Origin of the sequence: Cytobacillus sp. BC1816, from assembly GCF_051353635.1 — a bacterium.
In the GTDB taxonomy this organism is placed as follows: Bacteria; Bacillota; Bacilli; order Bacillales; family Cytobacillaceae; genus Cytobacillus; species Cytobacillus oceanisediminis_C.
The window spans coordinates 4,639,847-4,666,091 of record NZ_CP195611.1 but is presented as its reverse complement, the minus strand read 5'-3'; the positions used below and the strand labels follow the sequence as shown (position 1 = coordinate 4,666,091).

The 26,245-nt window shown below is 43.0% G+C and carries 28 protein-coding genes, 1 tRNA gene, 1 other RNA gene and 1 riboswitch; of the genes, 27 read left to right on the top strand and 3 right to left on the bottom strand.

The annotated features are described in order from the left end of the window. The first annotated feature begins 1 nt into the window (after position 1). The 5 genes from ACR42H_RS23720 (at position 2) to ACR42H_RS23700 (ending at position 3,712) form a co-directional block, all read left to right on the top strand. Positions 2-460, top strand: coding sequence for an 8-oxo-dGTP diphosphatase (locus tag ACR42H_RS23720; RefSeq protein WP_113883709.1), 459 nt, complete (start codon positions 2-4; stop codon positions 458-460). 28 nt (positions 461-488) lie between these two features. After that, positions 489-1,382, top strand: coding sequence for an RNase adapter RapZ (rapZ, locus tag ACR42H_RS23715; protein ID WP_113883708.1), 894 nt, complete (start codon positions 489-491; stop codon positions 1,380-1,382). After that, positions 1,379-2,356 carry a gluconeogenesis factor YvcK family protein gene (locus ACR42H_RS23710; RefSeq protein WP_113883707.1) on the top strand — a complete coding sequence of 326 codons (978 nt, stop codon included), beginning with the start codon at positions 1,379-1,381 and terminating at the stop codon, positions 2,354-2,356. Before rapZ ends, ACR42H_RS23710 begins: the two co-directional genes overlap by 4 nt. 118 nt (positions 2,357-2,474) lie before the next feature. Further along, positions 2,475-3,425 carry a DNA-binding protein WhiA gene (gene whiA / locus ACR42H_RS23705; protein ID WP_113883706.1) on the top strand — a complete coding sequence of 317 codons (951 nt, stop codon included), beginning with the start codon at positions 2,475-2,477 and terminating at the stop codon, positions 3,423-3,425. A gap of 29 nt (positions 3,426-3,454) precedes the next feature. Next, on the top strand, positions 3,455-3,712 hold the full coding sequence (locus ACR42H_RS23700; RefSeq protein ID WP_009331822.1) for an HPr family phosphocarrier protein: 258 nt from the start codon (positions 3,455-3,457) through the stop codon (positions 3,710-3,712). A gap of 43 nt (positions 3,713-3,755) precedes the next feature. On the opposite strand, the gene clpP is transcribed toward ACR42H_RS23700, so the two are convergent. Then, a complete protein-coding gene (clpP, locus tag ACR42H_RS23695; protein ID WP_113883705.1) occupies positions 3,756-4,361 on the bottom strand; it encodes an ATP-dependent Clp endopeptidase proteolytic subunit ClpP in 606 nt (201 codons plus the stop codon). A gap of 304 nt (positions 4,362-4,665) precedes the next feature. On the opposite strand from clpP, the gene ACR42H_RS23690 reads away from it, so the two are divergent. The 9 genes from ACR42H_RS23690 (at position 4,666) to eno (ending at position 14,060) form a co-directional block, all read left to right on the top strand. Next, positions 4,666-4,737, top strand: a tRNA-Arg gene (locus tag ACR42H_RS23690). Positions 4,738-5,094: 357 nt separating this feature from the next. Next, positions 5,095-6,426 carry an RNA polymerase factor sigma-54 gene (rpoN, locus tag ACR42H_RS23685; RefSeq protein WP_436377056.1) on the top strand — a complete coding sequence of 444 codons (1,332 nt, stop codon included), beginning with the start codon at positions 5,095-5,097 and terminating at the stop codon, positions 6,424-6,426. A gap of 17 nt (positions 6,427-6,443) precedes the next feature. After that, positions 6,444-6,692 (top strand): glutaredoxin family protein, encoded by a 249-nt coding sequence (locus ACR42H_RS23680; RefSeq protein ID WP_436373554.1) that lies wholly within the window; start codon positions 6,444-6,446, stop codon positions 6,690-6,692. A 135-nt stretch (positions 6,693-6,827) separates the two neighbouring features. Continuing rightward, positions 6,828-7,850 (top strand): sugar-binding transcriptional regulator, encoded by a 1,023-nt coding sequence (locus ACR42H_RS23675; RefSeq protein WP_436373552.1) that lies wholly within the window; start codon positions 6,828-6,830, stop codon positions 7,848-7,850. A gap of 46 nt (positions 7,851-7,896) precedes the next feature. Continuing rightward, entirely contained in the window at positions 7,897-8,904 is a 1,008-nt protein-coding gene (gene gap, locus ACR42H_RS23670; RefSeq protein WP_436373550.1) for a type I glyceraldehyde-3-phosphate dehydrogenase, read from the top strand. A 279-nt stretch (positions 8,905-9,183) separates the two neighbouring features. Further along, complete coding sequence (locus ACR42H_RS23665; RefSeq protein ID WP_113883701.1) at positions 9,184-10,368, top strand: phosphoglycerate kinase; 1,185 nt, start codon at positions 9,184-9,186, stop codon at positions 10,366-10,368. Between the two features lie 65 nt (positions 10,369-10,433). Continuing rightward, positions 10,434-11,195 (top strand): triose-phosphate isomerase, encoded by a 762-nt coding sequence (gene tpiA / locus ACR42H_RS23660; protein ID WP_113883700.1) that lies wholly within the window; start codon positions 10,434-10,436, stop codon positions 11,193-11,195. Beyond that, a complete protein-coding gene (gene gpmI / locus ACR42H_RS23655) occupies positions 11,188-12,723 on the top strand; it encodes a 2,3-bisphosphoglycerate-independent phosphoglycerate mutase (RefSeq protein WP_113883699.1) in 1,536 nt (511 codons plus the stop codon). Before tpiA ends, gpmI begins: the two co-directional genes overlap by 8 nt. A gap of 41 nt (positions 12,724-12,764) precedes the next feature. Further along, complete coding sequence (gene eno / locus ACR42H_RS23650) at positions 12,765-14,060, top strand: phosphopyruvate hydratase (protein WP_113883698.1); 1,296 nt, start codon at positions 12,765-12,767, stop codon at positions 14,058-14,060. Between the two features lie 803 nt (positions 14,061-14,863). On the opposite strand, the gene ACR42H_RS23645 is transcribed toward eno, so the two are convergent. After that, a complete protein-coding gene (locus ACR42H_RS23645) occupies positions 14,864-15,019 on the bottom strand; it encodes a nuclease-related domain-containing protein (protein ID WP_166672524.1) in 156 nt (51 codons plus the stop codon). Between the two features lie 275 nt (positions 15,020-15,294). Here ACR42H_RS23645 and secG point away from each other — a divergent pair, with 275 nt between their 5' ends. The 11 genes from secG (at position 15,295) to ACR42H_RS23590 (ending at position 23,793) form a co-directional block, all read left to right on the top strand. Then, positions 15,295-15,528 carry a preprotein translocase subunit SecG gene (secG, locus tag ACR42H_RS23640; RefSeq protein ID WP_009331810.1) on the top strand — a complete coding sequence of 78 codons (234 nt, stop codon included), beginning with the start codon at positions 15,295-15,297 and terminating at the stop codon, positions 15,526-15,528. A gap of 210 nt (positions 15,529-15,738) precedes the next feature. Continuing rightward, positions 15,739-16,485, top strand: a complete 747-nt coding sequence (locus ACR42H_RS23635; RefSeq protein WP_113883695.1) for an alpha/beta hydrolase — start codon at positions 15,739-15,741, stop codon at positions 16,483-16,485. A gap of 36 nt (positions 16,486-16,521) precedes the next feature. Further along, on the top strand, positions 16,522-18,846 hold the full coding sequence (rnr, locus tag ACR42H_RS23630) for a ribonuclease R (RefSeq protein ID WP_436373546.1): 2,325 nt from the start codon (positions 16,522-16,524) through the stop codon (positions 18,844-18,846). Between the two features lie 154 nt (positions 18,847-19,000). Continuing rightward, positions 19,001-19,468 (top strand): SsrA-binding protein SmpB, encoded by a 468-nt coding sequence (gene smpB, locus ACR42H_RS23625; RefSeq protein ID WP_009331807.1) that lies wholly within the window; start codon positions 19,001-19,003, stop codon positions 19,466-19,468. Positions 19,469-19,612: 144 nt separating this feature from the next. Continuing rightward, positions 19,613-19,972, top strand: a transfer-messenger RNA (tmRNA) gene (gene ssrA, locus ACR42H_RS23620). A 256-nt stretch (positions 19,973-20,228) separates the two neighbouring features. Continuing rightward, complete coding sequence (locus tag ACR42H_RS23615) at positions 20,229-20,834, top strand: TetR/AcrR family transcriptional regulator (protein ID WP_113883692.1); 606 nt, start codon at positions 20,229-20,231, stop codon at positions 20,832-20,834. A gap of 45 nt (positions 20,835-20,879) precedes the next feature. Then, entirely contained in the window at positions 20,880-21,032 is a 153-nt protein-coding gene (locus ACR42H_RS23610; protein WP_436373543.1) for an anti-repressor SinI family protein, read from the top strand. Positions 21,033-21,079: 47 nt separating this feature from the next. Further along, positions 21,080-21,517, top strand: a complete 438-nt coding sequence (locus ACR42H_RS23605; protein WP_436373541.1) for a hypothetical protein — start codon at positions 21,080-21,082, stop codon at positions 21,515-21,517. Positions 21,518-21,576: 59 nt separating this feature from the next. Continuing rightward, a riboswitch (Fluoride riboswitch) is annotated at positions 21,577-21,637 on the top strand. A gap of 213 nt (positions 21,638-21,850) precedes the next feature. Continuing rightward, the gene (locus ACR42H_RS23600) at positions 21,851-22,228 is read left to right on the top strand and encodes a fluoride efflux transporter FluC (RefSeq protein WP_436373539.1); all 378 of its coding nucleotides are present in this window, start codon (positions 21,851-21,853) and stop codon (positions 22,226-22,228) included. Next, positions 22,225-22,593 carry a fluoride efflux transporter CrcB gene (gene crcB / locus ACR42H_RS23595; RefSeq protein ID WP_436373537.1) on the top strand — a complete coding sequence of 123 codons (369 nt, stop codon included), beginning with the start codon at positions 22,225-22,227 and terminating at the stop codon, positions 22,591-22,593. The genes ACR42H_RS23600 and crcB overlap by 4 nt, the downstream gene beginning before the upstream one ends. Before the next feature lie 99 nt (positions 22,594-22,692). After that, positions 22,693-23,793 (top strand): mechanosensitive ion channel family protein, encoded by a 1,101-nt coding sequence (locus tag ACR42H_RS23590; protein WP_113883687.1) that lies wholly within the window; start codon positions 22,693-22,695, stop codon positions 23,791-23,793. 32 nt (positions 23,794-23,825) lie between these two features. Here the strand turns inward: ACR42H_RS23590 and ACR42H_RS23585 are convergent, their stop codons facing one another. After that, a complete protein-coding gene (locus tag ACR42H_RS23585; RefSeq protein WP_113883686.1) occupies positions 23,826-24,365 on the bottom strand; it encodes a flavodoxin family protein in 540 nt (179 codons plus the stop codon). 313 nt (positions 24,366-24,678) lie between these two features. Here ACR42H_RS23585 and ACR42H_RS23580 point away from each other — a divergent pair, with 313 nt between their 5' ends. Beyond that, positions 24,679-25,668: a nuclease-related domain-containing protein gene (locus tag ACR42H_RS23580; protein WP_436373534.1), complete on the top strand. Its 990-nt coding sequence runs from the start codon at positions 24,679-24,681 to the stop codon at positions 25,666-25,668. A 74-nt stretch (positions 25,669-25,742) separates the two neighbouring features. Then, complete coding sequence (locus ACR42H_RS23575) at positions 25,743-26,192, top strand: MarR family winged helix-turn-helix transcriptional regulator (protein WP_009331792.1); 450 nt, start codon at positions 25,743-25,745, stop codon at positions 26,190-26,192. The last annotated feature ends 53 nt before the right edge of the window (positions 26,193-26,245 follow it).

The window sequence follows — 26,245 nt, the reverse complement described above, 5'->3', positions numbered from 1 at the left end:
GTTGCAGCGAGTCACGAACTGTGTGTTACTGAAAGACGATAAAGTATTGCTTTTACAGAAGCCGAGAAGAGGCTGGTGGGTGGCTCCGGGCGGAAAGATGGAGCCGGGTGAATCAGTGAGGGACTCGTGCATCCGTGAGTTCAGGGAAGAAACAGGCATTTATCTGCGCAATCCGAATATTAAAGGCATTTTCACGTTCATCATGAAGGATGGCGATAAGGTTGTACAGGAGTGGATGATGTTTACTTTCCTTGCTACAGCTTCTGATGGGCTGAACCTGGATGAATCAGAGGAAGGCAAGCTTCGCTGGCATCCGTTTTCAGAGATTAAGAATCTGCCGATGGCTGCCGGAGATTCACATATTTTGGAGTATATGATTCATGGACAGGGCATGATTTATGGAACGTTTACGTATACGCCTGATTTTGAACTGCTTAGTTACAGGCTGGATCCAAGCTGAATTTGACAGATACAGGGGGAAATTATGAATGAGTACGGGTGCAGTTAATGATACTCAAATGGTGATTATTACGGGGATGTCAGGGGCAGGGAAAACAGTAGCAATCCAAAGCTTTGAAGATCTTGGCTTCTTCTGTGTAGATAACTTGCCGCCGACTCTGCTGCCGAAATTCCTTGAACTTATGAAGGAATCAGGGAATAAAATGAATAAGGTGGCATTGGTGATGGATTTGCGCGGCCGTGAATTTTTTGACCACTTATTTAAAGCGCTGGATGAATTATCCGAGACATCCTGGGTCACCCCGCAAATTTTATATCTTGATGCAGATGATTCGACGCTCGTCAGAAGATATAAAGAAACAAGACGATTCCATCCCCTTGCACCATCAGGATTGCCTCTTGAAGGCATAAAGCTTGAACGGGAGCTGCTCGAAGAATTAAAAGGCAGGGCCCAGCTTATTTATAACACATCACAAATGAAACCAAGGGAATTGCGCGAGAAAATTCTAACGGAATTCTCATTGAATAGAAAAACTATATTTACGGTTAATGTCATGTCTTTTGGCTTTAAGCATGGAATTCCAATTGATGCCGACCTGGTATTCGATGTCCGGTTCCTTCCGAATCCGCATTATATTGAGCATATGAGGCCGAAGACAGGATTAGATGAAGAGGTATCCAGCTATGTGCTGAAATGGACCGAAACAAGTAAATTTCTCGAAAAGGTTACGGAGCTGCTGAGCTTCATGCTTCCGCATTATAAACGGGAAGGGAAAGCTCAATTGGTCGTTGCAATCGGCTGTACGGGAGGCCAGCATCGCTCGGTGGCGCTGACAGAATATATTGCTGACCACTTCAGCAAGGATTACCATACGGCAATCACGCACCGTGACATCGAGAGGAGAAAGGAAAACATCAAATGAACCGACAGCCAAGAATCGTCATCATCGGTGGAGGAACAGGGCTTCCTGTCCTCTTAAGGGGATTGAAACAATACCCTGTTGATATTACTGCCATTGTGACAGTTGCCGATGATGGCGGCAGTTCAGGAAGATTGAGAAATGATCTTCATATCCCGCCGCCCGGTGACATCCGAAATGTGCTGGCAGCTCTTTCAGACGTGGAGCCGCTTATTGAGGAGATGTTCCAGCACCGCTTTGCGACATCCAATGAGTTATCCGGGCATTCGCTTGGCAATTTAATTCTGGCGGCCATGACCTCGATTACAGGAAACTTTGTTCATGCAATTCAGGAGATGAGCAAGGTGTTAAACGTAAGGGGAAAGGTATTGCCGGCTGCCAACCAGAGTGTGGTCCTTCATGCCGAAATGGAAGACGGGACCATAGTATCGGGAGAATCAAAGATTCCTTATTCCGGCAAAAAAATTAAACGGGTATTTTTAACGCCTAAAAATATTAAAGCCCTGCCAGAATCACTGCAGGCAATCAGACAGGCTGATATGATCATCATAGGGCCAGGAAGCTTATATACCAGTATTCTTCCAAACCTGCTTGTCCCTAGACTGGGACGTGAAGTCTGTCATTCTAAAGCGAAAAAGGTGTATATATGCAATTTAATGACTCAGGCAGGAGAGACGCTCGATTATACGGCAAGTAATCATGTAAAAGCACTGTATGATCATATGGACTGTGCTTTTATCAATACCATTCTGGTAAACAATGAGGAAATTCCTGCCCATATTCAGGAGCGGTACAGCGAGGAAATGGCGAAGCCTGTTGTATATGATACAGGCGCTCTTACGGAACTGGGCCTTGAAATTATACACGGTGAAATTGTCAGCCACGAAGGCGGGATCATTCGCCATGATACAAAAGAAGTTGCCCAAATGCTATATAATTTACTTTTACATGAAACCAATAGGCGTTTTAACGCGTAATATACAGGTGTGAAAGGGCTTTTGCCGGTAAAAAATAAACTGTGCATACGTTTGCTCAGTGAAGAATATCTTTTTATATGCTACTGGCTTAGCGCTTTTGCGGATAGGGGGTGAAGGGATGTCTTTCGCTTCGGAAACGAAAAAAGAATTGACGAACCTGGAAATAAAAGACTGCTGCGGCAAAGCGGAATTGTCCGCCTTGATCAGGATGAATGGTTCACTTTCTTTTTCCAGCCGGAAATTGATTGTGGATATTCAGACGGAGAATGCAGCAATTGCAAGAAGGATTTACACTCTGATTAAAAGGAATTACAACGTTCAGGTCGAGCTCCTGGTCCGGAAAAAAATGCGGCTGAAAAAGAACAATGTTTATATTGTCAGGCTAACGGAACAGGCCAGCATGATTCTGGATGATCTTAAAATTTTAAGTGAGGGATTCGTATTTACACACGATATTTCCAAGGAGCTCATTAAAAAGAAATGCTGTAAGCGTTCTTATCTGCGCGGTGCATTCCTTGCCGGGGGATCGGTAAATAATCCGGAGACCTCCTCCTATCATCTGGAGATATTTTCACTTTACAAGGAGCATAATGACTCCCTGTGTGAACTGATGAATACGTTCGGGCTGAACAGCAAAACGCTTGAACGGAAAAAAGGCTATATCACGTATTTAAAGGAAGCCGAAAAAATTACGGAGTTCCTAAATATTATTGGTGCACACGCAGCTCTGCTCCGATTTGAAGACATCCGGATTGTCCGCGATATGCGAAACTCGGTCAATCGACTCGTAAATTGTGAAACAGCGAACTTAAACAAAACAATCGGAGCTGCGCTGCGCCAGGTGGAAAATATCCGGTTCATCGATCAAACTGTCGGACTTCAGGTTCTGCCTGACAAACTGCGGGAAATTGCTGAATTGCGTGTAGCTTACCAGGATGTCACTTTAAAAGAGCTTGGGGAAATGGTCTCAGGCGGGAATATCAGTAAATCGGGTATTAATCACAGATTAAGAAAAATAGATGAAATCGCTGAGAAACTCCGGGTGGGCGACACTATAGATGCTCACTGACAGAGGGATCAGCAGGGAGGAGATATACAATGGCGGAAAAACAGGTTGAGGTTAAGCTGAAAACAGGATTACAGGCACGTCCGGCTGCATTGTTCGTACAGGAGGCCAATCGGTTCTCATCCGATATATTTCTGGAGAAGGACGGTAAGAAGGTAAATGCCAAAAGCATAATGGGGCTGATGAGCCTGGCTGTAAGCTCAGGATCAGTCATTACCCTCAAGGCCGAAGGGAACGACGAAAACGAAGCTCTTGAGGCACTTGCGAACTATATTCAAAAGGAAAACTAAAACAACTCGCATCGGGAAGATGCGAGTTGTTTTTTTATTCTTTTTATTTATCTTTCTTCTCATCCAAAGAGTTTCTTGTAATGATTTGGTCAACCAAACCGTATTCAAGAGCTCTCTCAGCTGTCATAAAGTTATCGCGGTCAGTGTCTTTCGCAATGACTTCAAGCGGCTGTCCAGTGCGCTCTGAAAGAATTGTGTTTAGTTTTTCGCGAAGGAAAAGAATGCGCTTTGCAGCGATTTCGATTTCAGTCGCCTGTCCCTGGGCTCCGCCTAGCGGCTGATGAATCATGACTTCACTGTTTGGAAGGGCAAAACGCTTGCCTTTCTCACCAGCAGCAAGAAGAAAAGCACCCATGGATGCTGCCATTCCGATACAGATGGTTTGTACCTTTGGCTTGATGAATTGCATCGTATCATAAATAGCCATACCAGCCGTAATGCTTCCGCCTGGGCTATTAATGTAAATGGATATATCTTTTTCAGGGTTTTCAGCTTCAAGGAATAAAAGCTGGGCAACAATTGAGTTTGCCACATTGTCATCGATTGCGCTTCCCAGCATAATGATGCGGTCTTTTAAAAGGCGGGAGTAAATATCATAAGCGCGCTCCCCGCGGTTTGTTTGTTCAATAACTGTAGGGATTAGGTTCATTTTCCAATTCCTCCTTCAAGATAAGGTCATCACACAAGATGATCAAGCATGTTCTTCCAAGTAAAGAAAATTCTTTAACTCCTATGTATTATCATGATACACTGATGGTCAATTAAGGTCAAACAAATCGCATGGAAATCGTGTCTGATTCGTTCGACACTTTTTTCTGTGCTGTGCTATCTCATTCCATGATACCCATTGTTCCAATTTTTAAACAAAAAGGAGACTTGCAAAGTGAATAAACATATCATATAATTAGTTATCGTAGCGGCTGAGCGCTTGGTCAGCCAGCTATAAAAATACTGCCCTCGTGGTGCAACGGATAGCACGTGAGATTCCGGTTCTTAAGATGTGGGTTCGATTCCTGCCGAGGGCGCTGCCAAAACTCCTTGTCTGATTTGGACAGGGAGTTTTTACTTTTTTCGCTTTCCGTAAATAAATTCAGCTATGCGCACATAAAAAAATTTATCCGCAAGAAAATGGCCCTTATCCGCAAATAAGATTCATCTATCCGCACATAAATCTAAAAAACTTCCTAAATTTAAGCCTGAATTTCAAAAAAATCCTTAAAATCCGCAGTTTTCACCATGAAAAATGAATATTCTTCCCTCTTCCATGCATATTGTGAAGTATTCAGAAAGATGGAGAAGTGCCGGTGTGATTGTATTTGCCAAGATATTTCCATACAACATTTACCGGGAATATTGTAAAATGAGGACAGGGGGAATGTATGATGAATTTGAAAGCTGGGTTATGGCAGCAGCAGACAATGAAATTAACAATGACACAGGAGCTGACGCAGGCGATTGCCCTTCTGCAATACAGCACACAGGAGCTTTCTGCTTTTTTGGAAAGCAAGGCACTTGAAAATCCCCTTTTAAAAGTAGAGTCCGGTCAAGTCCAGACGATGGATCCACGTTATGACCGTGTCAAACCGACAAGAATAAAAGTCGAAAAAGATAAAATTAATTGGATTGAGCAGATTGGCTGCGGAAAGACGATGATGCTGGATGAATATTTGAAGTCGCAGCTTCATTTGAAATTAAACAAGGACGAACAAAAAGTAATTGAGCATCTTATTGAGAGCCTTGATGAAAACGGTTACTTGCGAGCAGACTTACAGACAGCCTCCAAGGCTCTCCAGATGCCTCTTGTAAATATGGAACAGATGCTTGAAGAATTGCAGGAACTCGAGCCTGCTGGTGTTGGCGCCAGGAATCTTCAGGAGTGCCTTTCCCTGCAGATTAAGAGATTGCCAGAGAGAAATGAACTGGCTGAAATCATTATAGATGAATACTTTACCTTTTTTGCGGAGAAGAAATGGAAAGAGATTGCCAGGCAGCTTGGTGTGGAGCTAAAAGAGATTCAGGAGGTATTCGACCTCGTGCAGACCTTGAATCCACGGCCGGCTTCATCCTTCCAAAGTGAGAAATCCGCATATATAACACCGGACGTGATAATTCAGTGGGATGGAAGCTCTTTTTCTGTAAGTGTTTTTGATGAAGTGCTTCCTAAAATCAGTTTTAATGAAGGTTATTATAAAAAGTTTGCGGCCTCTGGAGACCGGAATGTCAGCCGCTTTCTTCAGGAAAAGCAGCAGGATTATCAATGGATCATGAGGAGCATAGAGCAGAGAAAAGAGACTCTTGCGAATGTGACCCTTAAAATCGTTGAAAAACAGCAGGACTTTTTTATAAAAGGACCTTCACATCTGAAGCCGATGACCATGAAGGAAATATCAGATGAGCTCGATATTCATGAATCAACTGTCAGCCGTGCTGTCCGTGAAAAATATGCGCAAACGCCATATGGGACGTATGAGCTCAGGTCGTTCTTCTCAAGCACGATTAAAACTACATCCGATGAAAATACGTCTTCACAGCAGGTCAAGACGATTATTGGTAAAATGATAGAAAAGGAAAATAAGCAAAAGCCTTTATCCGATCAGGAGCTTGTGAAGCTGCTGAAGGAAGAAGAGGGGATGGTTGTCAGCAGAAGGACGATTGCAAAATATCGGGATCAGCTGGGCATCCCATCATCATCTAAACGGAAAAGGTATGACTGACAAAGGAGATTTGCTGATTGAAACAGCCAGAGGTCGTGTTTTATACACGCAGCAGATGCCCGCTGTGTGATAAAGCCAAGGATGTAATAATGGAATTAAAGAAAGAGTACGATTTTAACTTAATTGAGAAAGACATTGACGGGAGCGATGAACTGACAGAGAAGTATGGGCTCATGATCCCGGTTGTTGAAATTGATGGGGATGAAGTGCAGTTCGGGCATATTGATGTCATTACGCTAAGTGAAGCGCTTACAGAAAAAAACTGAGATTAATCAGTTGATTTCAATACTCACTCTTGCTATTATGAAAGAGAAGCAAGGGTGATTTTTTTTGTGGTAAGTGGGACATAATATGTCTATGCGGGACAAAAAATGACCACATATGATGAAGGAGCTTTCCGGATGTACTCACTAATTGATATTCAAAAAAGATTATTGCCTGATATGCTTGCGGTTATGCAGAAGCGCCATGGGATCCTTTATTATATAGGGCTGATGGAGCCGGTTGGAAGAAGGAGCCTTGCAGTAAGTTTGGGCCTGACGGAAAGAGTGCTGAGAAGTGAGGTTGAATTTTTAAAAGACCAGAACCTGATCCGCATTTCAAGTACGGGAATGAGCCTTTCTGCCGATGGCAAGGATTTGCTTGAAGCTCTTGAAGGAATAATGAGGGATATATCGGGTATAGCCGTAATGGAGCAGAAATTATCCCGAAAACTTGGCATTCGCCAGGCGATCATTGTTTCCGGAAACAGCGATGAATCTCCATGGGTGAAGCAGGAGCTTGGCAGGGCCACAGCGATGTGTATGAAATCAAGGCTCAAAGGCAAAAATATCATCGCAGTTACCGGCGGATCCACAATGGCAGCCGTAGCAGAGATGCTAACCCCTGATCTTGCTGAACGGGATTGGCTGTTTGTGCCGGCACGGGGCGGAATTGGGGAAGATGTTAAAAATCAGGCTAACACCATTTGTGCAAAAATGGCTGATCATACAGATTCCAGACACCGCGTCCTTTATGTACCGGACCAGGTGAGCAGGGAGATGTATGAAAGCATCATTAAAGAACCCAATATTAAAGAAGTAATCACTCAGATCAAATCTGCAAGCATGGTTTTACACGGGATTGGGGACGCTATTACAATGGCGGAACGCCGCAAAACCAGTGAAGAAGATTTTGTTAAAATCAAGCATGCCCAAGCAGTAGGAGAATCCTTTGGCTATTACTTCAATGAAGGCGGCGAGGTTGTACATAAGGTTCAGACCATCGGCCTTCAGCTGGATGACCTATCCCATATTGAACATGTCATTGCAGTGGCAGGCGGCTCATCAAAGGCAAAAGCCATTGCGGCATACATGAAACGGGCACCATCCTCTACCATTTTAGTGACAGATGAAGGTGCAGCAAAACAGTTGTTAAAAGGGTAATCCCTTTTCAAATATTTAAATCTACCTTTCTAAGGAGGAAATAATCATGGCAGTTAAAGTTGGTATTAACGGATTTGGAAGAATCGGGCGTGTTGTTTTCCGTGCCGCTCTTAAAAACCCTAACGTAGAGGTTGTTGCAGTAAATGACCTTACAGATGCAAACATGCTTGCACACCTTTTAAAATATGATTCCGTACACGGAACATTAAATGAAGAAGTAACAGTTGACGGCGATTATCTTGTTGTTGGCGGCCATAAAGTAAAAGTACTTGCTGAGCGCGATCCTGCTCAATTAGGATGGGGAGATCTTGGCGTAGAAGTAGTAGTAGAATCTACTGGCCGTTTCACAAAGCGTGCTGACGCTGCGAAACACCTTGAAGCTGGCGCGAAAAAAGTAATCATCTCAGCTCCTGCAACTGACGAAGACATCACAGTGGTTATGGGTGTTAACAATGATAAATATGACCCTGCAAACCACCATGTAATCTCTAACGCATCTTGTACAACAAACTGCTTGGCTCCATTTGCAAAAGTGCTGAACGACAGCTTTGGAATCAAGCACGGTATGATGACAACTGTTCACTCATACACAAATGACCAGCAAATCCTTGACTTGCCGCACAAAGACTACCGCCGTGCCCGTGCAGCAGCAGAAAACATCATCCCAACAACTACTGGCGCTGCAAAAGCAGTATCTCTAGTATTGCCTGAACTTAAAGGCAAATTGAACGGTGGAGCTATGCGTGTTCCAACTCCAAACGTTTCTCTTGTTGACCTTGTTGCTGAGCTTGACAAAGATGTAACAGCAGAAGAAGTAAACAGCGCTCTTAAAGCAGCTGCTGAAGGCGAACTAAAAGGCATCCTTGCATACAGCGAAGAGCCATTAGTATCTGGCGACTACAATGGTAACCCAGCTTCTTCTACAATTGATGCACTGTCTACAATGGTTATGGAAGGCAGCATGGTAAAAGTTATCTCTTGGTATGACAACGAGTCTGGTTATTCTAACCGTGTAGTTGACCTTGTTGACTACATCGCTCAAAAAGGACTTTAATAGATAAATCTTTACCAGAAAAATATTCGTTTTGCGAAGCATTCTCAAGGTGAATTTTTTCTCTAAAAAAATACCTCATCTTGTTGGATATTAAAATCGCTAACGTCTATAATGGATAAGGGTAAAAGGGGAGCAGGGAAACAATCCCTCTCCCTTTTGTTTTAAAGCAAAAAGTAAAAATATTTAACTGGATGGTGTTTAGCTCCGGAACCTGGAGGCTCAAGTTATTAGCCGCCGGGCAAGGCGCTTCCGCTTTTCTAGTAAGGAGGTCCTTTTGCTGTGAACAAAAAAAGCGTAAAAGATGTGGAGTTAAAAGGTAAGCGAGTTTTTTGCCGCGTTGATTTCAACGTACCTATGAAGGATGGACAGGTTACAGACGAAACCCGTATCCGTGCAGCTCTTCCAACAATTGAGTATTTGACTAACCAGGGTGCTAAAGTAATCTTAGCAAGCCATTTGGGCCGTCCGAAGGGTTCAGTTGTTGAAGAATTGCGTTTAACACCAGTAGCAAAGCGTTTGTCCGAGCTTCTTGGCAAAGAAGTGAAGAAGGCCGATGAAGCATATGGCGATTCTGTAAAAGCAATGGCTGACACGCTAAGTGAAGGGGATGTTCTTCTTCTTGAAAACGTGCGTTTCTATCCTGGAGAGGAAAAGAATGATTCTGAACTTGCAAAGGCATTTGCTGAGCTTGCTGACGTATATGTGAACGATGCCTTTGGAGCAGCACACCGTGCACATGCCTCAACGGAAGGAATTGCGCATCATCTTCCTGCAGTATCAGGACTATTAATGGAAAAAGAACTTGATGTACTTGGAAAAGCTCTTTCAAATCCTGAGCGTCCATTTACAGCCATTATCGGCGGCGCAAAGGTTAAAGATAAGATCGGCGTAATAGAAAACCTTCTTGAAAAGGTAGACAACCTGATCATTGGCGGCGGACTGGCCTATACATTTGTAAAAGCACAGGGCCATGAAGTAGGGAAATCTCTATTGGAAGAAGATAAGATTGACCTTGCAAAATCGTTTATGGAAAAAGCAAAAGAAAAAGGCGTGAACTTCTATATGCCTGTTGATGTTGTGGTAGCAGACGATTTTTCCGAAGAAGCCAATATTAAGACAGTAGCAATTGAAGAAATTCCTTCTGACTGGGAAGCCCTTGATATCGGACCTAAAACGGGTGAAATCTACAGCGATGTAATCCAGAATTCAAAGCTTGTAATCTGGAACGGCCCAATGGGTGTGTTCGAATTGAAAAAATTCGCTGGCGGCACAAGAGCTGTGGCTGAGGCTTTAGCAGAAGCAAATGATACATATTCAGTCATCGGCGGCGGGGATTCTGCAGCTGCAGTTGAGAAGTTCCATCTTGCTGACCGCATGAGCCATATCTCAACAGGGGGCGGCGCTTCCCTTGAGTTTATGGAAGGAAAGGCTCTGCCTGGCGTAGTGGCTTTAAACGATAAATAATTTATTACCCGGGCTGTTAAGCCCTGTTTTTTGACAATAATAAAAAGCATGAAAGGACGTGCAACATGCGTAAACCAATTATCGCAGGAAACTGGAAAATGCATAAAACACTTCCGGAAGCGAAAGTATTTCTTGAGGAAATTAATGGCTTAGTACCGGGGAAAGAGCAGGTAGATACCGTTGTATGTGCTCCTGCGCTATTCTTGGAGCGCCTTGTTGAAGGCGCAAAGAATTATGATGTGGAAATCGGCGCGCAAAACATGCACTTTGAAGAAAGCGGCGCTTTTACAGGCGAGATTAGCCCTGTAGCACTTGAGGATCTCGGGGTTAAATACGTAATCCTTGGTCATTCCGAGCGCCGGGAAATGTTTAATGAAACAGACGAGGCCGTTAACAAAAAAACTTTGGCCGCTTTTAAATACAATTTAACTCCAATTGTTTGTGTCGGTGAATCGCTTGAACAGCGTGAAAACGGTGAAACAATGGATCTTGTAGGCTCTCAGGTGGAAAAGGCGCTTAATGGATTAACAGAAGAACAGGTAAAACAGACAGTTATTGCGTATGAGCCAATCTGGGCAATCGGAACTGGCAAGTCTTCAACATCAGCAGATGCGAACGAAGTATGTGCACATATCCGCTCTGTAGTTGCGAAGCAATTTTCCCAAGTTGCAGCTGACGCAGTCCGCATTCAGTACGGCGGCAGCGTAAAGCCTGCAAATATTAAAGAATATATGAGCCAGCCTGATATTGATGGAGCGCTTGTAGGCGGCGCAAGCCTTGAGCCGCAATCATTCCTTCAATTATTGGAGGCAGGCAAGAATGAGTAAATCTCCAGTTGCATTAATCATCTTAGATGGCTTCGCATTGCGTGGCGAGCGGATGGGAAATGCCGTTGCCCAGGCAAAGAAGCCAAACTTCGAACGCTACTGGAATACCTACCCTAACGCAACGCTGACAGCAAGCGGTGAAGCAGTAGGTCTTCCGGAAGGGCAAATGGGAAACTCTGAAGTAGGCCACTTAAATATTGGTGCAGGCCGGATTGTTTATCAGAGCTTAACAAGAGTAAACGTGGCCATTCGTGAAGGACAGTTTGAGAAAAACGAAACGTTCCGTTCTGCGATTGACCATGTTAAAAAGAATGGCACGGATCTTCATTTGATGGGACTTCTTTCAGATGGAGGCGTTCACAGCCATATTCAGCACTTATTCGCACTGCTTCGTATGGCCGCTGAAGAAGGCGTGAAGAATGTCTATGTTCATGGATTCCTGGATGGACGCGATGTTGGCCCGCAAACGGCAGCAGGCTACATTAAAGAAGCGCAGGAAAAAATGAAGGAATACGGTGTCGGCGAATTTGCGACGATTTCCGGACGCTATTATTCCATGGACCGCGACAAACGCTGGGAGCGTGTTGAAAAGTCATACCGTTCCATGGTGTATGGCGATGGCCCATCATACAGCGATCCCCTGGAATTAGTTGAAGATAACTATAAAAATGGTATCTTTGATGAGTTCGTCATTCCATCTGTCATAACAGCAGAAGATGGTAAACCGGTTGCAACAATTAAGAAAAATGATGCAGTCATTTTCTATAACTTCCGCCCTGACAGGGCAATCCAGATCTCGAACACCTTTACAAATAAAGATTTCCGTTCATTTGATAGAGGGCCAGGACATCCTGAAGACTTGTTCTTCGTTTGTTTAACCCACTTCAGTGAAACAGTTGACGGATATGTAGCGTTCAAACCGACCAACCTTGATAACACCCTGGGTGAGGTTCTGGCGCAAAATGGAAAAACACAGCTCCGCATTGCGGAAACAGAAAAGTACCCTCACGTGACGTTCTTTATGAGCGGCGGACGTGAAGAGAAATTCCCTGGCGAAGAGCGGATCCTAATCGATTCACCGAAAGTAGCTACCTATGACCTTAAGCCTGAAATGAGTGCTTATGAAGTGACGGACGCGTTGCTGAAGGAAATAGAGGCTGATAATTTCGATGCAATCATCCTGAACTTTGCCAATCCGGACATGGTGGGGCACTCGGGCATGCTTGAGCCAACGATCAAGGCGGTTGAAACAGTTGACGGATGCCTTGGCAAAATTGTTGATCTGATTATTTCTAAAGGCGGAAAAGCGATCATCACAGCTGACCATGGCAATGCTGATGAAGTTGTTACCTTGGAAGGCAGCCCAATGACCGCTCACACAACAAACCCAGTTCCAGTCATCGTTACACAGGATGGTGCAGAACTTCGCGCAGACGGAATTTTAGGAGACCTTGCTCCAACTGTCCTGGATCTGCTTGGATTGGAAAAGCCTGCCGAAATGACAGGAACCTCTTTATTGAAAAAATAACTTTACTGAAATAATTTTTTATAAAAAAGGAGAGAATTACTATGCCATTTATCGAACAAGTATATGCTCGTGAAGTATTAGATTCCCGCGGGAACCCAACAGTTGAAGTTGAAGTTTTAACAGAATCAGGATTTTTTGGCCGTGCCATCGTTCCTTCGGGAGCGTCCACTGGTGAGCACGAAGCAGTAGAACTTCGTGACGGCGACAAGTCCCGTTACCTTGGAAAAGGTGTTCAAAAAGCAGTAGACAACGTGAACAACCTAATTGCTGACGCTGTTATCGGCTTGGATGTAACAGACCAGGTTGGCATCGACCGCACTATGATCGCATTAGATGGAACTGAAAACAAAGGAAAGCTTGGCGCAAACGCAATCCTTGGTGTATCTATGGCTTGTGCGCATGCTGCTGCAGAATCTGTAGGACTTCCTTTATACCGTTACCTTGGAGGCTTCAACGCGAAGCAGCTTCCAACACCAATGATGAACATCATCAATGGCGGATCTCACGCTGACAATAACGTGGACTTCCAGGAATTCATGATCATGCCTGTAGGTGCTCCTACTTTCAAAGAAGCAATCCGCATGGGTGCTGAAGTTTTCCATTCATTAAAGAAAGTTTTATCTGGCAAAGGCCTTAACACAGCTGTAGGTGACGAAGGCGGATTCGCTCCAAACCTTGGCTCAAACCGTGAAGCTCTTGAAGTCATTATTGAAGCAATCACTAATGCTGGCTACGAAGCGGGCAAAGACATCTACCTTGCAATGGATGTTGCTTCTTCTGAGTTCTACAACAAAGAAACCGGCAAATACGATCTTGCAGGCGAAGGCCGTACTGGCTTGACTTCAGAAGATATGGTTAACTTCTACGAAGAGCTTGTAAACGAGTTCCCAATCATCTCAATTGAAGATGGTCTTGACGAAAACGACTGGGAAGGCCACAAGCAATTAACTGACCGCATCGGCGGCAAAGTTCAGCTTGTTGGTGATGACCTATTCGTTACAAACACGAAGAAGCTTGCTCAAGGTATCGAGCAGGGCGTAGGCAACTCAATCCTGATCAAAGTGAACCAAATCGGTACATTAACGGAAACATTCGAAGCAATCGAAATGGCGAAGCGCGCAGGCTACACAGCAGTTGTATCTCACCGTTCCGGTGAAACAGAAGATGCTACAATCGCTGACATCGCTGTTGCAACAAACGCTGGCCAGATCAAAACTGGTTCAATGTCACGTACAGACCGTATTGCTAAATACAACCAGCTTCTTCGCATCGAAGATGAGCTTGGCGATTTAGCTGTATATGATGGATTAAAATCTTTCTATAACTTGAGCAAGTAATCTTGCTTGTGCAGCCGTCCCGGGTGGGGCGGCTGTTTTTGTAAGGTTCAAATCCTTAAAATCGCTGCATGGCCGTTAAACTGGCCAGTTTGGCCGTTAAAACTTTGGATTTGGCCGATAACTGTTCATTTTTGACCGATAATGTCAGGCGAAAACATATTTACTTAAAAAGATCCTTCGGTAACTGATAGATCCTGCTCTTTTTTTCTCCGGTGTAGGGAAGTTTCAGCGCAGTCAGCAGCTTTTTTGCAATATTTGAGGAAAATAAATGGGTGAATTCCCGAAATTGTTGATTTGTAATAGAGGAACTAATCAAAAGAAGGTAATCATGGAGTGTTCTAATATGTGCTTCCTTATCAGCAGTATGGCAACTTCTGCATTTCCAGGTGCACCGCACCCTTTTCATTGAAAATCTGCTGCAGGCAGGACATTGAATGCCGGTAATAATCTCTTTTATATCAATTTCATAGTATTTTAGGACATTGTAATTCGCAGGGATATGCTTTTTTGTAATAGCTCTGCTTAACTTTCTGATCCCTCTGTCTGTTAATTTTCCTACCGGATATTTCTCCTTTAGTTTATCAATCCTTTCTCTCAGATGGCCCGCATGCAGCACCTTTTCTAAGGCCAATTTGTGATAAGAGGAAGTCTTGATAAAAGTAGAAAGATTGCTGGGTGTATGAATCTTTCGATCAGCTAGCCATTTTGCAAGTTCCTTTTGCTGCCTTTTAGCTTGTATTAAAGGATCAAGAAAACCTCTTTCATTTTCTTGCTTGCTCTGAATCAGCTGGTTAAATGCGGGTTCAAAAAGTGCCGGAGATATTCTTAATTTCGAGGATAAGAAGGAAGTTTGAACATAGGAGCAGCACATCGATTTGATAGAAGTCGCTGTTTCCATTGGAAAGCCGAATATCTTTAAGGATTATGAACTCAGGTAAATCTTTTAATAAGTAATCCACAGCTTCTTCTCCGCGAATACCTGCTTTTCGCTTCGTTAAATCACTTTCGGATGTTATAGCGGCAGTCTTCTCATTAAGGCATTCATGCTTAGGATAAAATTTGTTATCTTCCGCTCTTTTATGATCAATGGCATCAGTCCTTTCAAAATATAGATTCTCTCAACTGCTATAAAAGTCCATCCAACTAACAGGTCCTGCCAAAATCTTATTGTTTATACAATAAAAATGTGATAAATTAAGAATAATGTGATTGTACGTTTTCGGGAGGTGGCTTCATGCATACATTATTGATTACCCTTTTAGTCATAGTTTCGATTGGCCTTATTGTAGTTGTACTCCTTCAGTCTGGTAAAAGCGCAGGTCTTTCCGGTGCCATTTCAGGGGGAGCTGAGCAGCTTTTTGGAAAGCAAAAGGCACGCGGAATTGATCTGATTCTTCACCGCATCACGATCGTTCTTTCCGTTTTATTCTTTATCCTTACTGTTTTAGTTTCTTATTTTGCGATATAAATGAGTGCAGCGCCTGGCCTTCAGAAGGTCAGGCTTTTATTTTTGGCTCTGTACATTTGCCTATTTTGGCTAACGTTCACATTTTTTACATAAGAAAGCTTTTTTATTGGCATGTTGCCCCGCTGTTTGTTAAAAATAAGGAATGCAGATTTAATCAAACGTTTGATTAATAAAAATATAGGAATTATAAAGGTAAAAGGAGTTTTATCAATGAGAGTTGTTGCGCCAAAACCGTTTACATTTGGAAATGGAAAAAGAGCAGTCCTGCTGCTGCATGGTTTTACCGGAAATACAGCAGATGTAAGAATGATGGCAAGATTTCTTGAAACAAAGGGTTATACCTGTCATGCACCGCAGTATAAGGGACATGGAGTTCCGCCGGAAGAGCTTGTTCATACAGGCCCGGAAGACTGGTGGAAAGATGTGATGGAAGGGTACGAATTTCTAAAAAACAAGGGACATAAAGAAATTGCAGTGGCTGGACTTTCTCTTGGCGGCGTATTTTCCCTTAAATTGGGTTACACTGTACCTGTAAAGGGTATTATTCCGATGTGCGCACCTATGTACATAAAAAGCGAAGAAGTCATGTATGAAGGAATTCTGAGCTACGCAAGAGAATATAAGAGACTTGAAGGAAAGCCGGAAGATCAAATTAAACAGGAAATGGAAGAGTTCCAAAAAACACCGATGAATACATTAAAGGCACTCCAGGAGCTGATCGCGGATGTGCGCAATCATGTGGATATGATTTACTCCCCAACATTTGTTGTACAGGCACGACATGACCATATGATCAACACGGACAGTGCTAATATCATTTTTAATGAAGTGGAGAATGACTTAAAGAAGCTGACGTGGTACGAAGAATCCGGGCACGTGATTACTCTCGATAAAGAGCGCGACCAGCTGCATGAAGATGTGTATGCGTTTTTAGAAAAGCTTGATTGGGAAGAATAATACCAGAAGAAAAACTCCCCAAGGAGGGATGAAGATATGGAAAATAATATACAACAACTGATCGACAAGCTGCTTCATTATATGAAAGATGAAGCGTATAAGCCATTGACGGTTCAGGAGCTGGAATCAGCCTTTGGAATAGAGGATTCCACTGGCTTCAAAGATTTCGTCAAGGCACTTGTTGTCATGGAGGAAAAAGGGCTTGTCGTCAGGACAAGAAGCAATCGCTACGGCTTGCCGGAAAAAATGAATCTTATCCGCGGCAAGCTTTCCGGCCACGCAAAGGGGTTTGCCTTTGTCATTCCGGAAGAGCAGGGAATGGATGATATTTTTATCCCGCCCAATGAAACAAATAATGCCTTAAATGGCGATATCGTTCTTGCGCGTGTGACGACTGAGAGTTCAGGACAGAGGCGGGAAGGTACAATTGTCCGCATCTTAGAACGCGGTGTTACACAAATTGTCGGAACCTATACGGAAAGCAAGCATTTTGGATTTGTTATCCCGGATGACAAAAAGTTTGCCAGTGATATTTTTATCCCCAAAGCAGCATCAAAAGGTGCTGTTGAAGGGCACAAGGTCGTTGTAAAACTGACCACTTATCCAGAAGGCAGAAAGAGCGCAGAGGGAGAAGTTATTGACATTCTCGGGCATAAAAATGACCCGGGTGTGGATATTCTATCTGTTATTCACAAGCATGGCCTTCCGCTTGAGTTTCCGGATGAGGTGCTTAAGCAGGCCGAGGAAACGCCGGATACGATTGATCCAAGTGAACTGGAAAACCGCCGGGATCTTAGAGACGAAGTCATCGTTACCATTGACGGTGCTGATGCGAAAGACCTTGATGACGCAGTAATGGTCCAAAAGCTTGAAAACGGCCATTACAGACTGGGTGTCCATATTGCCGATGTTACTTATTATGTACGCGAAGACTCACCAATCGACCGGGAGGCCGAGGAGCGGGCAACCTCCGTGTATTTAGTGGACAGGGTGATCCCGATGATTCCGCATCGCTTATCAAACGGCATCTGCTCTTTGAATCCGAAAGTGGACCGTCTTACCCTTTCTTGTGAGATGGAAATCACACCGGACGGGGAAGTGGTGAATCATGAGATTTTCCAGAGTGTGATTAAAACAACGGAACGGATGACTTATTCAGATGTGAATAAGATTTTGGAAGAGCAGGACGAAGAACTTATCAACAGGTATCAACCGCTTGTGCCGATGTTCGAGCTGATGAAGGAGCTTTCTCTGATTTTGCGTAAAAAGAGAATGCATCGCGGAGCTATCGACTTTGATTTTAAAGAAGCGAAGGTCATTGTGGATGAAGAGGGCAATCCGACAGAAGTGGCATTGCGCGAACGCTCGATTGCGGAGCGTCTGATTGAAGAGTTTATGCTCGCAGCCAATGAAACCGTTGCTGAGCACTTCCATTGGATGGATGTACCTTTCATTTACCGCATCCATGAAGATCCGAAGGAAGATAAGCTGAGAAGATTTTTCGAGTTTATCACGAACTTTGGCTATATTGTAAAAGGAACAGCCAATTCCGTTCATCCGCGTGCTCTCCAGGAAATCATTGAAGAGGTTCAGGGAAAGCCGGAAGAAATGGTTATATCCACAGTGATGCTCCGCTCCATGCAGCAGGCGAAATATTATGAAGAGAGCCTAGGCCATTTCGGGTTATCAACAGAGTTTTACACACACTTCACTTCACCGATTCGCCGTTACCCGGACTTAATTGTCCACAGACTAATCCGCACCTATTTAATTGAAGGCAAGCTGGATCAGGCGACAAGGGAAAAGTGGAACGTACAGCTCCCTGATATTGCTGAGCATTCTTCCAATATGGAGCGCCGTGCAGTGGAAGCGGAACGCGAAACAGATGAGCTTAAGAAAGCGGAATACATGGCTGATAAAATTGGCGAAGAATATGATGGCATCATCAGTTCTGTTACGAATTTTGGAATGTTTGTCGAGCTTCCAAACACGATCGAAGGCCTTATTCATGTCAGCTATATGACGGACGATTATTACCGCTATGACGAGCGCCAGATGGCGATGATTGGCGAGCGTACAGGAAATGTGTTCCGCATAGGCGACGAGATCACTGTTCGTGTCGTCAATGTAAATAAAGACGAACGCTCGATTGATTTTGAAATCGTCGGCATGAAGGGAACCCGCAGACGGGAATCAAGAGAAGCGCCAAAGGTGTTCAAGACAGGCAGCACCGAGAAAAAGCCGCGCAGAGGCAAGTCTGACCAGGGAAAAGGAAACAGTTCAGGCGGCCCGAGAAAGAAAAAAGAGAAAAAGCATTTCGAAAATGCGCCAAAAGCAAAGCGGAAGAAAAAGAAGCGGTAAAGAAAATGGGGAGGGCCTAGAAGGCTCTCTCTTTCCCTTCACAGCAGGGCTCCTCGTTGAGAAGGTCATGCAATTTTGCTATAATAGAGAGACCGCTATAGAACGGAGGCTGCATTTCCTGTTATCAGGAAAGAGGAGCAAAGGGGGATTCAACATGCCAAAAGGAACTGGCAAAATGGTTGCGCAAAATAAAAAGGCCTATCATGACTATGCTATAGAAGAAACATACGAAGCGGGTATTGTTCTGCAGGGGACGGAAATTAAATCAATCCGTGCAGGAAAGGTGAATCTGAAGGATTCATATGCCAGAATTCAAAACAATGAAATCTATCTTTTCGGTATGCATGTCAGTCCTTATGAGCAGGGAAACCGCTACAATCACGATCCGCTAAGGACAAGAAAGCTTCTTTTGCATAGAAAAGAAATCAGCAAGCTGATTGGTGAGTCTAAGGAAGTCGGCTACTCGATCGTTCCATTAAAAATGTACCTCAAAAATGGTTATGCAAAAGTTTTAATTGGCCTGGCAAGGGGTAAAAAGAAATATGACAAGCGGGAGGATCTGAAGAAGAAAGAAGCCAAGCGTGAAGTCGAGCGTGCTTTCCGCGAAAGGCAGAAAATGTAAATCCAGAACCTTACAATTGAAAAATGAGCTCAGTGTGCTATAATAGTAATTGTCACAGCGAGTGACACAATCTTTAGCTCATCTATTTCGAGCTTATCCGAACGTCAGCGTGCTGAATAAGATTCGACGCAGACCTATTATAATGGGGACGCTACGGATTCGACAGGGATAGTTCGAGCTTAGGTTGCGAGTCGAGGGGATCGGCCTCGTTAAAACGTCAAAGCCAATAACTGGCAAAACTCAAAACAACTTCGCTTTAGCTGCCTAATAGGCCTTTAGCGGTTCGCCCCTCCATCGCCCATGTGGTAGGGTAGCGGACTCACTTTTAGTGGGCTACGCCGGATTTCACCGCCTGAGGATGAAGGAAGAGAACAACCAGGCTAGCTGGCCGGACGCCCGTCGATAGGCATAAGGATCAGCGAACCGCGAATATATCGACTACACTCGTAGAAGCTTAAGTGCCGATATTTCTGGACGAGGGTTCGACTCCCTCCGTCTCCACCAAATACATATTTGGTGGTTTTTTATTGTTTTTTTTAACTTTCTTCCTCAAAAAAGTTTTCTATTTCTCCTTTAAATTGTACTTCCGATAACTTTCCATTTCACATCCCCCAGTGTAGAATAAGAATATATGTTCCCTTTTTTGACTATAACATAATTTTTTACTTATTTATAAAAAATTCAGATAATTAATTGACTTTCCCAATAGTGATAGTGGATAATACTTGTGAGTAATATAATGCAGACGGAGATGTTATTTATGGGACATAGAGGACGGAAAAAAGGGGCCTGCGGGGAGCAGAGCCGTGCACTGCTTCTTGAAATTGCTGCGGAGGAATTTGCACAGAAGGGCTATTTTCATACAAAAATAAGCGAGATTGTGAAAAAGGCAAATCTGACACAGCCTTCTTTTTACCTGTACTTTGAAAGCAAAGATGCTATATTTCATGAACTTGTCGATCTTTTTCGTGACCGGCTTTCCGAACTTACGTCCAATAGCCGTTTGGAACCAGGCATTGATTTGCCTGCATTGCCTGAACGAATAACCTCAGGCCTCTCTGCTATTTTTAAATTTCTTATGGAAAATCAAAATTTGACCCGAATCGGTTTTTTCATGGCCCCGGATGCCGAGGAAATCAAAGAAATACTAGCTGGGCAAATTGAAGCCAACCTCGTGTCAGAGCAGCAAGCAGGATACTTCAGGGAAGATATTGATATGGGAACTGTAGCTGAAAGTCTGACAGGGATTATTGAACGCCTGACATTAACCAAATTATTTAAAGGATTAAAAACTCCAGAAGGTTTAGCAAATGAAATTGTCCATTTATTCCTATATGGAATGATTAAAAAAAGCAGCACTCAATGAAGACTTCTGAGGGGAACAGAATCTTTACGGGAGAGTGGAAAAGGAATGGAAACGTCTGAGGGGAAAATTGATAAAGAATGGGTAGAGCTAATTATGACAGCAAAACAACTGGGGTTAACAATTGAGGAAATACAGGACTTTATCAGACAGTCCAAGACTGGGCTTAAGATAGGCCAGGCCCCGGAACATCATAAATAGTGGCCTTCTTTTCAGTATGCAATCAATGGGAAGGATAAGATGAAAATATGCGGAGACTTTGGGCAAAGGGTGTTTTTACGGGACTGCTATCTGGAATTTTTCTGGGCTTATTCCTGAAAATGATTGAGTTATTCTCTGGAGTAAAAGTGTATACATTGCTTTTAAATGTGGATTACTTCCCTATTTTGAAAAATTACCATTTTCCCGAATTAATCGAATTTGTATTTCATCTGATCATTTCTGCCGTTTTAGCAGTCAGCTTATTACTAATCATAAGGAAATACCGGTGGAACAGGTCCCAAATCATCGTCCGCACTTTATTAATAACCTTTTCCATAGGAGTCCTGCTTTATCCAACGACTGCTTTATCCGACCGCACCCCAGAACTTACATCTGTTTCTGCCATAGTTTTTTGGCTTTTAGGCCATCTGTTATATGGATTACTTCTTTCAGCGTTTTTTATAAAAAAGGGGAATACTTATTGAGCTATGAATAAAGATCTTTTAATCCTTGGAGAAATATTTTATAGTGTTAGTAAAGATACGTATCATAAGGTGATGGAGTTCACCTTTAACCGCCTTTTGGCTAATGACTCCTGCCGGTTATGTGGTAACTGGCAGGAGTCTTTTTATGTAAAATAAGAAAATATAAGTTATGAACGTCGATTTCAGTCTAGCTCTACAAGGACGCTTCGGCACACTTATCATCGTACGACTAAAAGCGCTAGCTTTTGAAAGAGCGTTTACCCCCTCGAGGTGTTGTGGGCAAGGCGCTTGCGCTTTTCTTATGGGCAGACTAAGAGAAATGGAGGGATGGATATGGTTTATTTATGGGTTGGGGCCGCAGGATTTTTAGGAGCCTCTTTGCGGTACATTATTGGTGTTTCTCTCTTTCATGAAAGTGCCGTTTTTCCATTTGCTACTTTGACGGTTAATTTACTGGGAAGTTTTCTTCTGGCTTGGATAACGACAGGGCTGATGGTGCGTTTTAGTTGGCCAGCTCATATAAAAGCAGCACTCGGAACTGGTTTTGTTGGATCTTTTACCACTTTTTCAACACTAAGCATTGAAACGGTCACACTCTTTCTCAATGGAAAGACAGCTCTGGCCGTTTTGTATATTGCAGCCAGCATTTTTGGCGGACTATGGATGAGCCGATTAGGGTTTCAGGTCAGGAAAGGAGAAGAAACTGGATGAGTTTGTTTCATGTTCTTCTGGTGGGGATAGGCGGTTTCTTTGGAGCGATATGTCGGCTGTGGGTCAGTCAGGCTATAAATAAAAGGATGGTGTCGAGGGTCCCTGCTGCTACGCTTGTTATTAACTTAATGGGTTCCCTTCTTCTTGGAATCATGGTGGGTTCAGGAATAGAAGGCAGTTTTTTCATGCTGCTCGGCACTGGTTTTATGGGGGCTTTCACTACTTTTTCTACATTTAAGCTGGAAGCAATACAGCTCCATATGGATAAAAGGAAAAAAGAGCTCATGCTTTATAATGTATTGAGCTATGGCGGGGGGATACTCCTGGCTTTTCTGGGTATTGAACTCGGCATGTTCTTCGGATAAAGAAAGGTCTTTCCAATTCGTTTTTTAGGGAATTTCGTATGATAACCTGTCTTATAGAATTATGTTATGATAACAAATAGCATCAAGGAGGTTAATCATATGTTCTGGGAAACTTACATGAAAGAAGATATATTGGTGGATCTGGGAATATCAATTGGGATTTTCCTGCTGTTTCTCATTTTCCGGAAGCTTTTCACCAAATATGTATTTACACTATTATTAAGGCTTAGCAGAAAAGCGCCAAATGACTTTTTCTCACATATATTTGTTTCATTTCAAAAGCCGATTCAGTGGTTATTTATCATTATAGGAATCTATGTTTCTGTCGGTTATTTTCCTTACTTAAATCAGCATAATTCCCTATTTCTAGATATAATAAGCTCTTCATTCATAATCTTGCTTACGTGGGGCTTGTACAATATGGCAGCTGCATCATCTGCCCTTTTTACCAGTCTAAAGGTTAGGTACAACCTGGAAATTGATGATATTCTCATTCCGTTTATCTCAAAGGCCTTGAGAGTTGTTATTGTGGCAATCAGTATAAGCGTGGTTGCCCAGGAGTTTGGGTATGATGTGAATGGCTTTGTGGCGGGGCTTGGCTTAGGCGGGGTCGCCATTGCTTTTGCTGCCAAGGATGTACTTGGCAATTTGTTTGGCGGATTTGTCATTATTACGGAAAAGCCATTCACGATTGGCGATTGGATTATGACGCCAAGTGTGGAGGGAACGGTTGAAGATATTTCTTTTCGAAGCACCAGGGTAAGGACATTCGCCCAGGCGCTGGTTACAGTTCCTAATGCTACTTTAGCAAATGAATCCATTACAAACTGGAGCAAGATGGGGAAAAGGCAAATCAGCTTTAGGTTGCGCGTTACTCATGATACAACTAAAGATCAAATGGCGAATGTGGTCGGGCAGATCGAATATTTGTTAAAAAATCATCCGGATATTCATCCGGAAACCATTCTTGTGACCTTTGACGACTACAAAGAAAATGGGCTCGATATCTTCCTTTACTTCTTTACCAAAACGACAAATTGGGGCGAATTCCTGAAAATTAAGGAAGAAATCAATTTTGAGATCATGGACATTCTTGAAAATGAACGTGTTTATGTCGCTATGCCAAGCAGGAAATTATATTTAGACCCTGATGCGGAAAATCAGCTGAAAAAAGATTCCAGGGTAAGACAGGAATCGTGATATGAAAAAGGCGGACACAGGGGTCCGCCTTTTTAATTTGAAAATAATGTATTCCACTGTTCGGCCTTCGCTAAAGCAAGAGTGTCCTCTTTAACTTCTCCCGGCTTTACTCCGCTTCCAATGATATAGTCAGCAAACTCCATACCCACAAACTCGAAGATATATTGGAATTGCTGAACAAGGGGAAGTCCTTTTACTTTCGCGCTGCTGCCGCCTGTAATAACAACGTAAGCTTTCTTCTTTGCCAGCTCCTCTTTCAGATTAAAGCGTTCATCCCTTAGATACTGTGACCAGCGATCAAAGAAATCCTTCATCGGCCCGCTCATGCCATACCAGTATAAAGGGGTGGCGAATACAAAAACATCATGTGAAAGCATGTGCTGCACTAATTGTTCATAGTCGTCATCAACCGGTGTAAAGCCCCCATCCGCATGCCTCTGATCCACAATCGGTTCGATTTGCAGGTCTGTTAATTTTACCAAAGTGTGATCAGTACCTTCTATGATCTTTTTCGCTAAATACTCCGAGTTCCCGTGTTCTCTGGTACTGCCCAGCAAGGCCAATACTTTCATCAAAATCGCCCCTTCGTTACTATCGTCTTTTTATGAATTTTACATAAAAATATTTGGGGAAGCAACGAAAGTAACTTTACATAACATTATTGCTTTAACTGCTGATGGGGTGTTGATGGTGAATCGCGCCTTTTTCTGTTTCGCTCATAAATTCTGGTTTTTCGCCGATAAACTTTAAATTTCGCTCATAAAATAATAAAATCGCTCATAAATCTCAAATGTCGCTCATAAAATTGAAATTTCGCCCATAAGGGAGGAATCTGATTCCTGCATGCAGAATTTTTAGTTGAATTATAAAGAAAGGAGTCAAAATATGATTGTAAAATCAAAAACAAAGCCACTCCTTCTGCACCAATTGGAGGCACTTTTGAACAGAATACCCGATAACCATTCAAAAAGGAGGTATATCGAAGAGGATTATGCTAAACAAAGGGCAGGATACAAAGGTGAAAAGTCTCTTGAGTATCATTTAAGCTATCTTCCAGAGAAGGATTATTATATTTTCCATGATTTAAGGCTCTCTGCTGGTAAACATTACTTTCAAATAGATATCCTCATTCTCACCCCTTTTTTCATCTCTATCCTGGAGGTTAAAAACATTTCAGGTTCACTGTACTTTAATCCTGTATTTACCCAGCTGGTTCGTACCATCGAAGATACAGAGGAGGGATTTCCTGACCCAGTCAAACAGGTAAAAAGACAAGCCTATCATTTAAAAAGCTGGATAGAAGAACAAAGATTTCCCGTGCCGCCGATCGAACCTCTGGTTGTTATAGGCAATGAACGCTCGGTCATCAAATTCCATCCCCGCGATAAAATCAACCCACAGCTGGTTATTCCTTCCTCAGAAATCCCCTATAAAATCAATTACTTTATAAATAAATACAAAACTGAAGCTTATTCCACCAGACAGCTTAAAAAGCTGATCACCAAACTTGAAATCAGCCATACTCCCCTTTTAACAGAGATCCTCCAGCGATATCAAATAAGTCCCGCTGAGCTTAAACAAGGGGTCCAATGCCAGAAATGCTTTTCCTTTCCGATGATAAGAATGCATGGGAGGTGGATCTGTTCAGCTTGCAAACATCTCTCCAAAGATGGGCATATTCAATCCCTTCAGGATTACTCTCTTCTAATTGACCAATCAATCTCCAATGCCCAAGCAAAGGAATATTTAGGGATAGAATCAAGAGACACCGTTAAAAGACTTCTCCAATCAGTTAGCGGGAAGAAGGAAGGTGTGAGACGCGGAACTAAATATGCATTGGATTTTTTTATTGACAAGCCAAGTTCGCTCCATTAAAGTTAACTACGTTAATAGTTAAATAGTTGAACAGTTAAATGATAGAATAATTTCTTTGTGAGGTGAATATATAAGTGAATGTGCCAAATATTAAGGATTTGGTCGACCGGTATATTGCGGTTTCTTTTTCCGTTGAGAAAAAGGCTGCGTCACTTGTGAAAAATCAGATTGGCAGCGATCTGACCAATGACCAGCATTTTACACTGAGGTACATAAATCAGGTGGGATCTTGTACTTCGTCAGAGCTTGCAGAAGTGTTTGACGTGAAAAAGAGCGCGATTACTGCGATGATCACGCGCATGTGGGAAAAAGGGCTGATTCAGCGAACACGAGATGAAAATGATCGCAGGGTTGTCTATTTGACACTTACCGAAAAAGGGAATGAGTTGTACGTCAAAGCAGAAGAAAAGATTCATAACCTTGTAGAATCACTGATAAACAGATTTGATCAGGCCGAAATCCAGCAGTTCATTGAAACCTTTGAAAAATTGGATAAAGTACTATCGCAGTCTAACGGGCAGTAAGACTCCCGCTTTAGACTCAGAGCAATCGAAGGAGTATGGGCGGGAGACAAACT

What these genes read in the sequence shown, in the direction of transcription:
- rapZ (WP_113883708.1), top strand. Translation starts at nt 489, where the DNA reads ATGAGTACGGGTGCAGTTAATGATACTCAAATGGTGATTATTACGGGG.
- ACR42H_RS23710 (WP_113883707.1), top strand. Translation starts at nt 1,379, where the DNA reads ATGAACCGACAGCCAAGAATCGTCATCATCGGTGGAGGAACAGGGCTT.
- whiA (WP_113883706.1), top strand. Translation starts at nt 2,475, where the DNA reads ATGTCTTTCGCTTCGGAAACGAAAAAAGAATTGACGAACCTGGAAATA.
- ACR42H_RS23700 (WP_009331822.1), top strand. Translation starts at nt 3,455, where the DNA reads ATGGCGGAAAAACAGGTTGAGGTTAAGCTGAAAACAGGATTACAGGCA.
- clpP (WP_113883705.1), bottom strand. Translation starts at nt 4,361, where the DNA reads ATGAACCTAATCCCTACAGTTATTGAACAAACAAACCGCGGGGAGCGC.
- rpoN (WP_436377056.1), top strand. Translation starts at nt 5,095, where the DNA reads ATGAATTTGAAAGCTGGGTTATGGCAGCAGCAGACAATGAAATTAACA.
- ACR42H_RS23675 (WP_436373552.1), top strand. Translation starts at nt 6,828, where the DNA reads ATGTACTCACTAATTGATATTCAAAAAAGATTATTGCCTGATATGCTT.
- gap (WP_436373550.1), top strand. Translation starts at nt 7,897, where the DNA reads ATGGCAGTTAAAGTTGGTATTAACGGATTTGGAAGAATCGGGCGTGTT.
- tpiA (WP_113883700.1), top strand. Translation starts at nt 10,434, where the DNA reads ATGCGTAAACCAATTATCGCAGGAAACTGGAAAATGCATAAAACACTT.
- gpmI (WP_113883699.1), top strand. Translation starts at nt 11,188, where the DNA reads ATGAGTAAATCTCCAGTTGCATTAATCATCTTAGATGGCTTCGCATTG.
- eno (WP_113883698.1), top strand. Translation starts at nt 12,765, where the DNA reads ATGCCATTTATCGAACAAGTATATGCTCGTGAAGTATTAGATTCCCGC.
- secG (WP_009331810.1), top strand. Translation starts at nt 15,295, where the DNA reads ATGCATACATTATTGATTACCCTTTTAGTCATAGTTTCGATTGGCCTT.
- ACR42H_RS23635 (WP_113883695.1), top strand. Translation starts at nt 15,739, where the DNA reads ATGAGAGTTGTTGCGCCAAAACCGTTTACATTTGGAAATGGAAAAAGA.
- rnr (WP_436373546.1), top strand. Translation starts at nt 16,522, where the DNA reads ATGGAAAATAATATACAACAACTGATCGACAAGCTGCTTCATTATATG.
- smpB (WP_009331807.1), top strand. Translation starts at nt 19,001, where the DNA reads ATGCCAAAAGGAACTGGCAAAATGGTTGCGCAAAATAAAAAGGCCTAT.
- ACR42H_RS23615 (WP_113883692.1), top strand. Translation starts at nt 20,229, where the DNA reads ATGGGACATAGAGGACGGAAAAAAGGGGCCTGCGGGGAGCAGAGCCGT.
- ACR42H_RS23610 (WP_436373543.1), top strand. Translation starts at nt 20,880, where the DNA reads ATGGAAACGTCTGAGGGGAAAATTGATAAAGAATGGGTAGAGCTAATT.
- ACR42H_RS23605 (WP_436373541.1), top strand. Translation starts at nt 21,080, where the DNA reads ATGCGGAGACTTTGGGCAAAGGGTGTTTTTACGGGACTGCTATCTGGA.
- ACR42H_RS23600 (WP_436373539.1), top strand. Translation starts at nt 21,851, where the DNA reads ATGGTTTATTTATGGGTTGGGGCCGCAGGATTTTTAGGAGCCTCTTTG.
- crcB (WP_436373537.1), top strand. Translation starts at nt 22,225, where the DNA reads ATGAGTTTGTTTCATGTTCTTCTGGTGGGGATAGGCGGTTTCTTTGGA.
- ACR42H_RS23590 (WP_113883687.1), top strand. Translation starts at nt 22,693, where the DNA reads ATGTTCTGGGAAACTTACATGAAAGAAGATATATTGGTGGATCTGGGA.
- ACR42H_RS23585 (WP_113883686.1), bottom strand. Translation starts at nt 24,365, where the DNA reads ATGAAAGTATTGGCCTTGCTGGGCAGTACCAGAGAACACGGGAACTCG.
- ACR42H_RS23580 (WP_436373534.1), top strand. Translation starts at nt 24,679, where the DNA reads ATGATTGTAAAATCAAAAACAAAGCCACTCCTTCTGCACCAATTGGAG.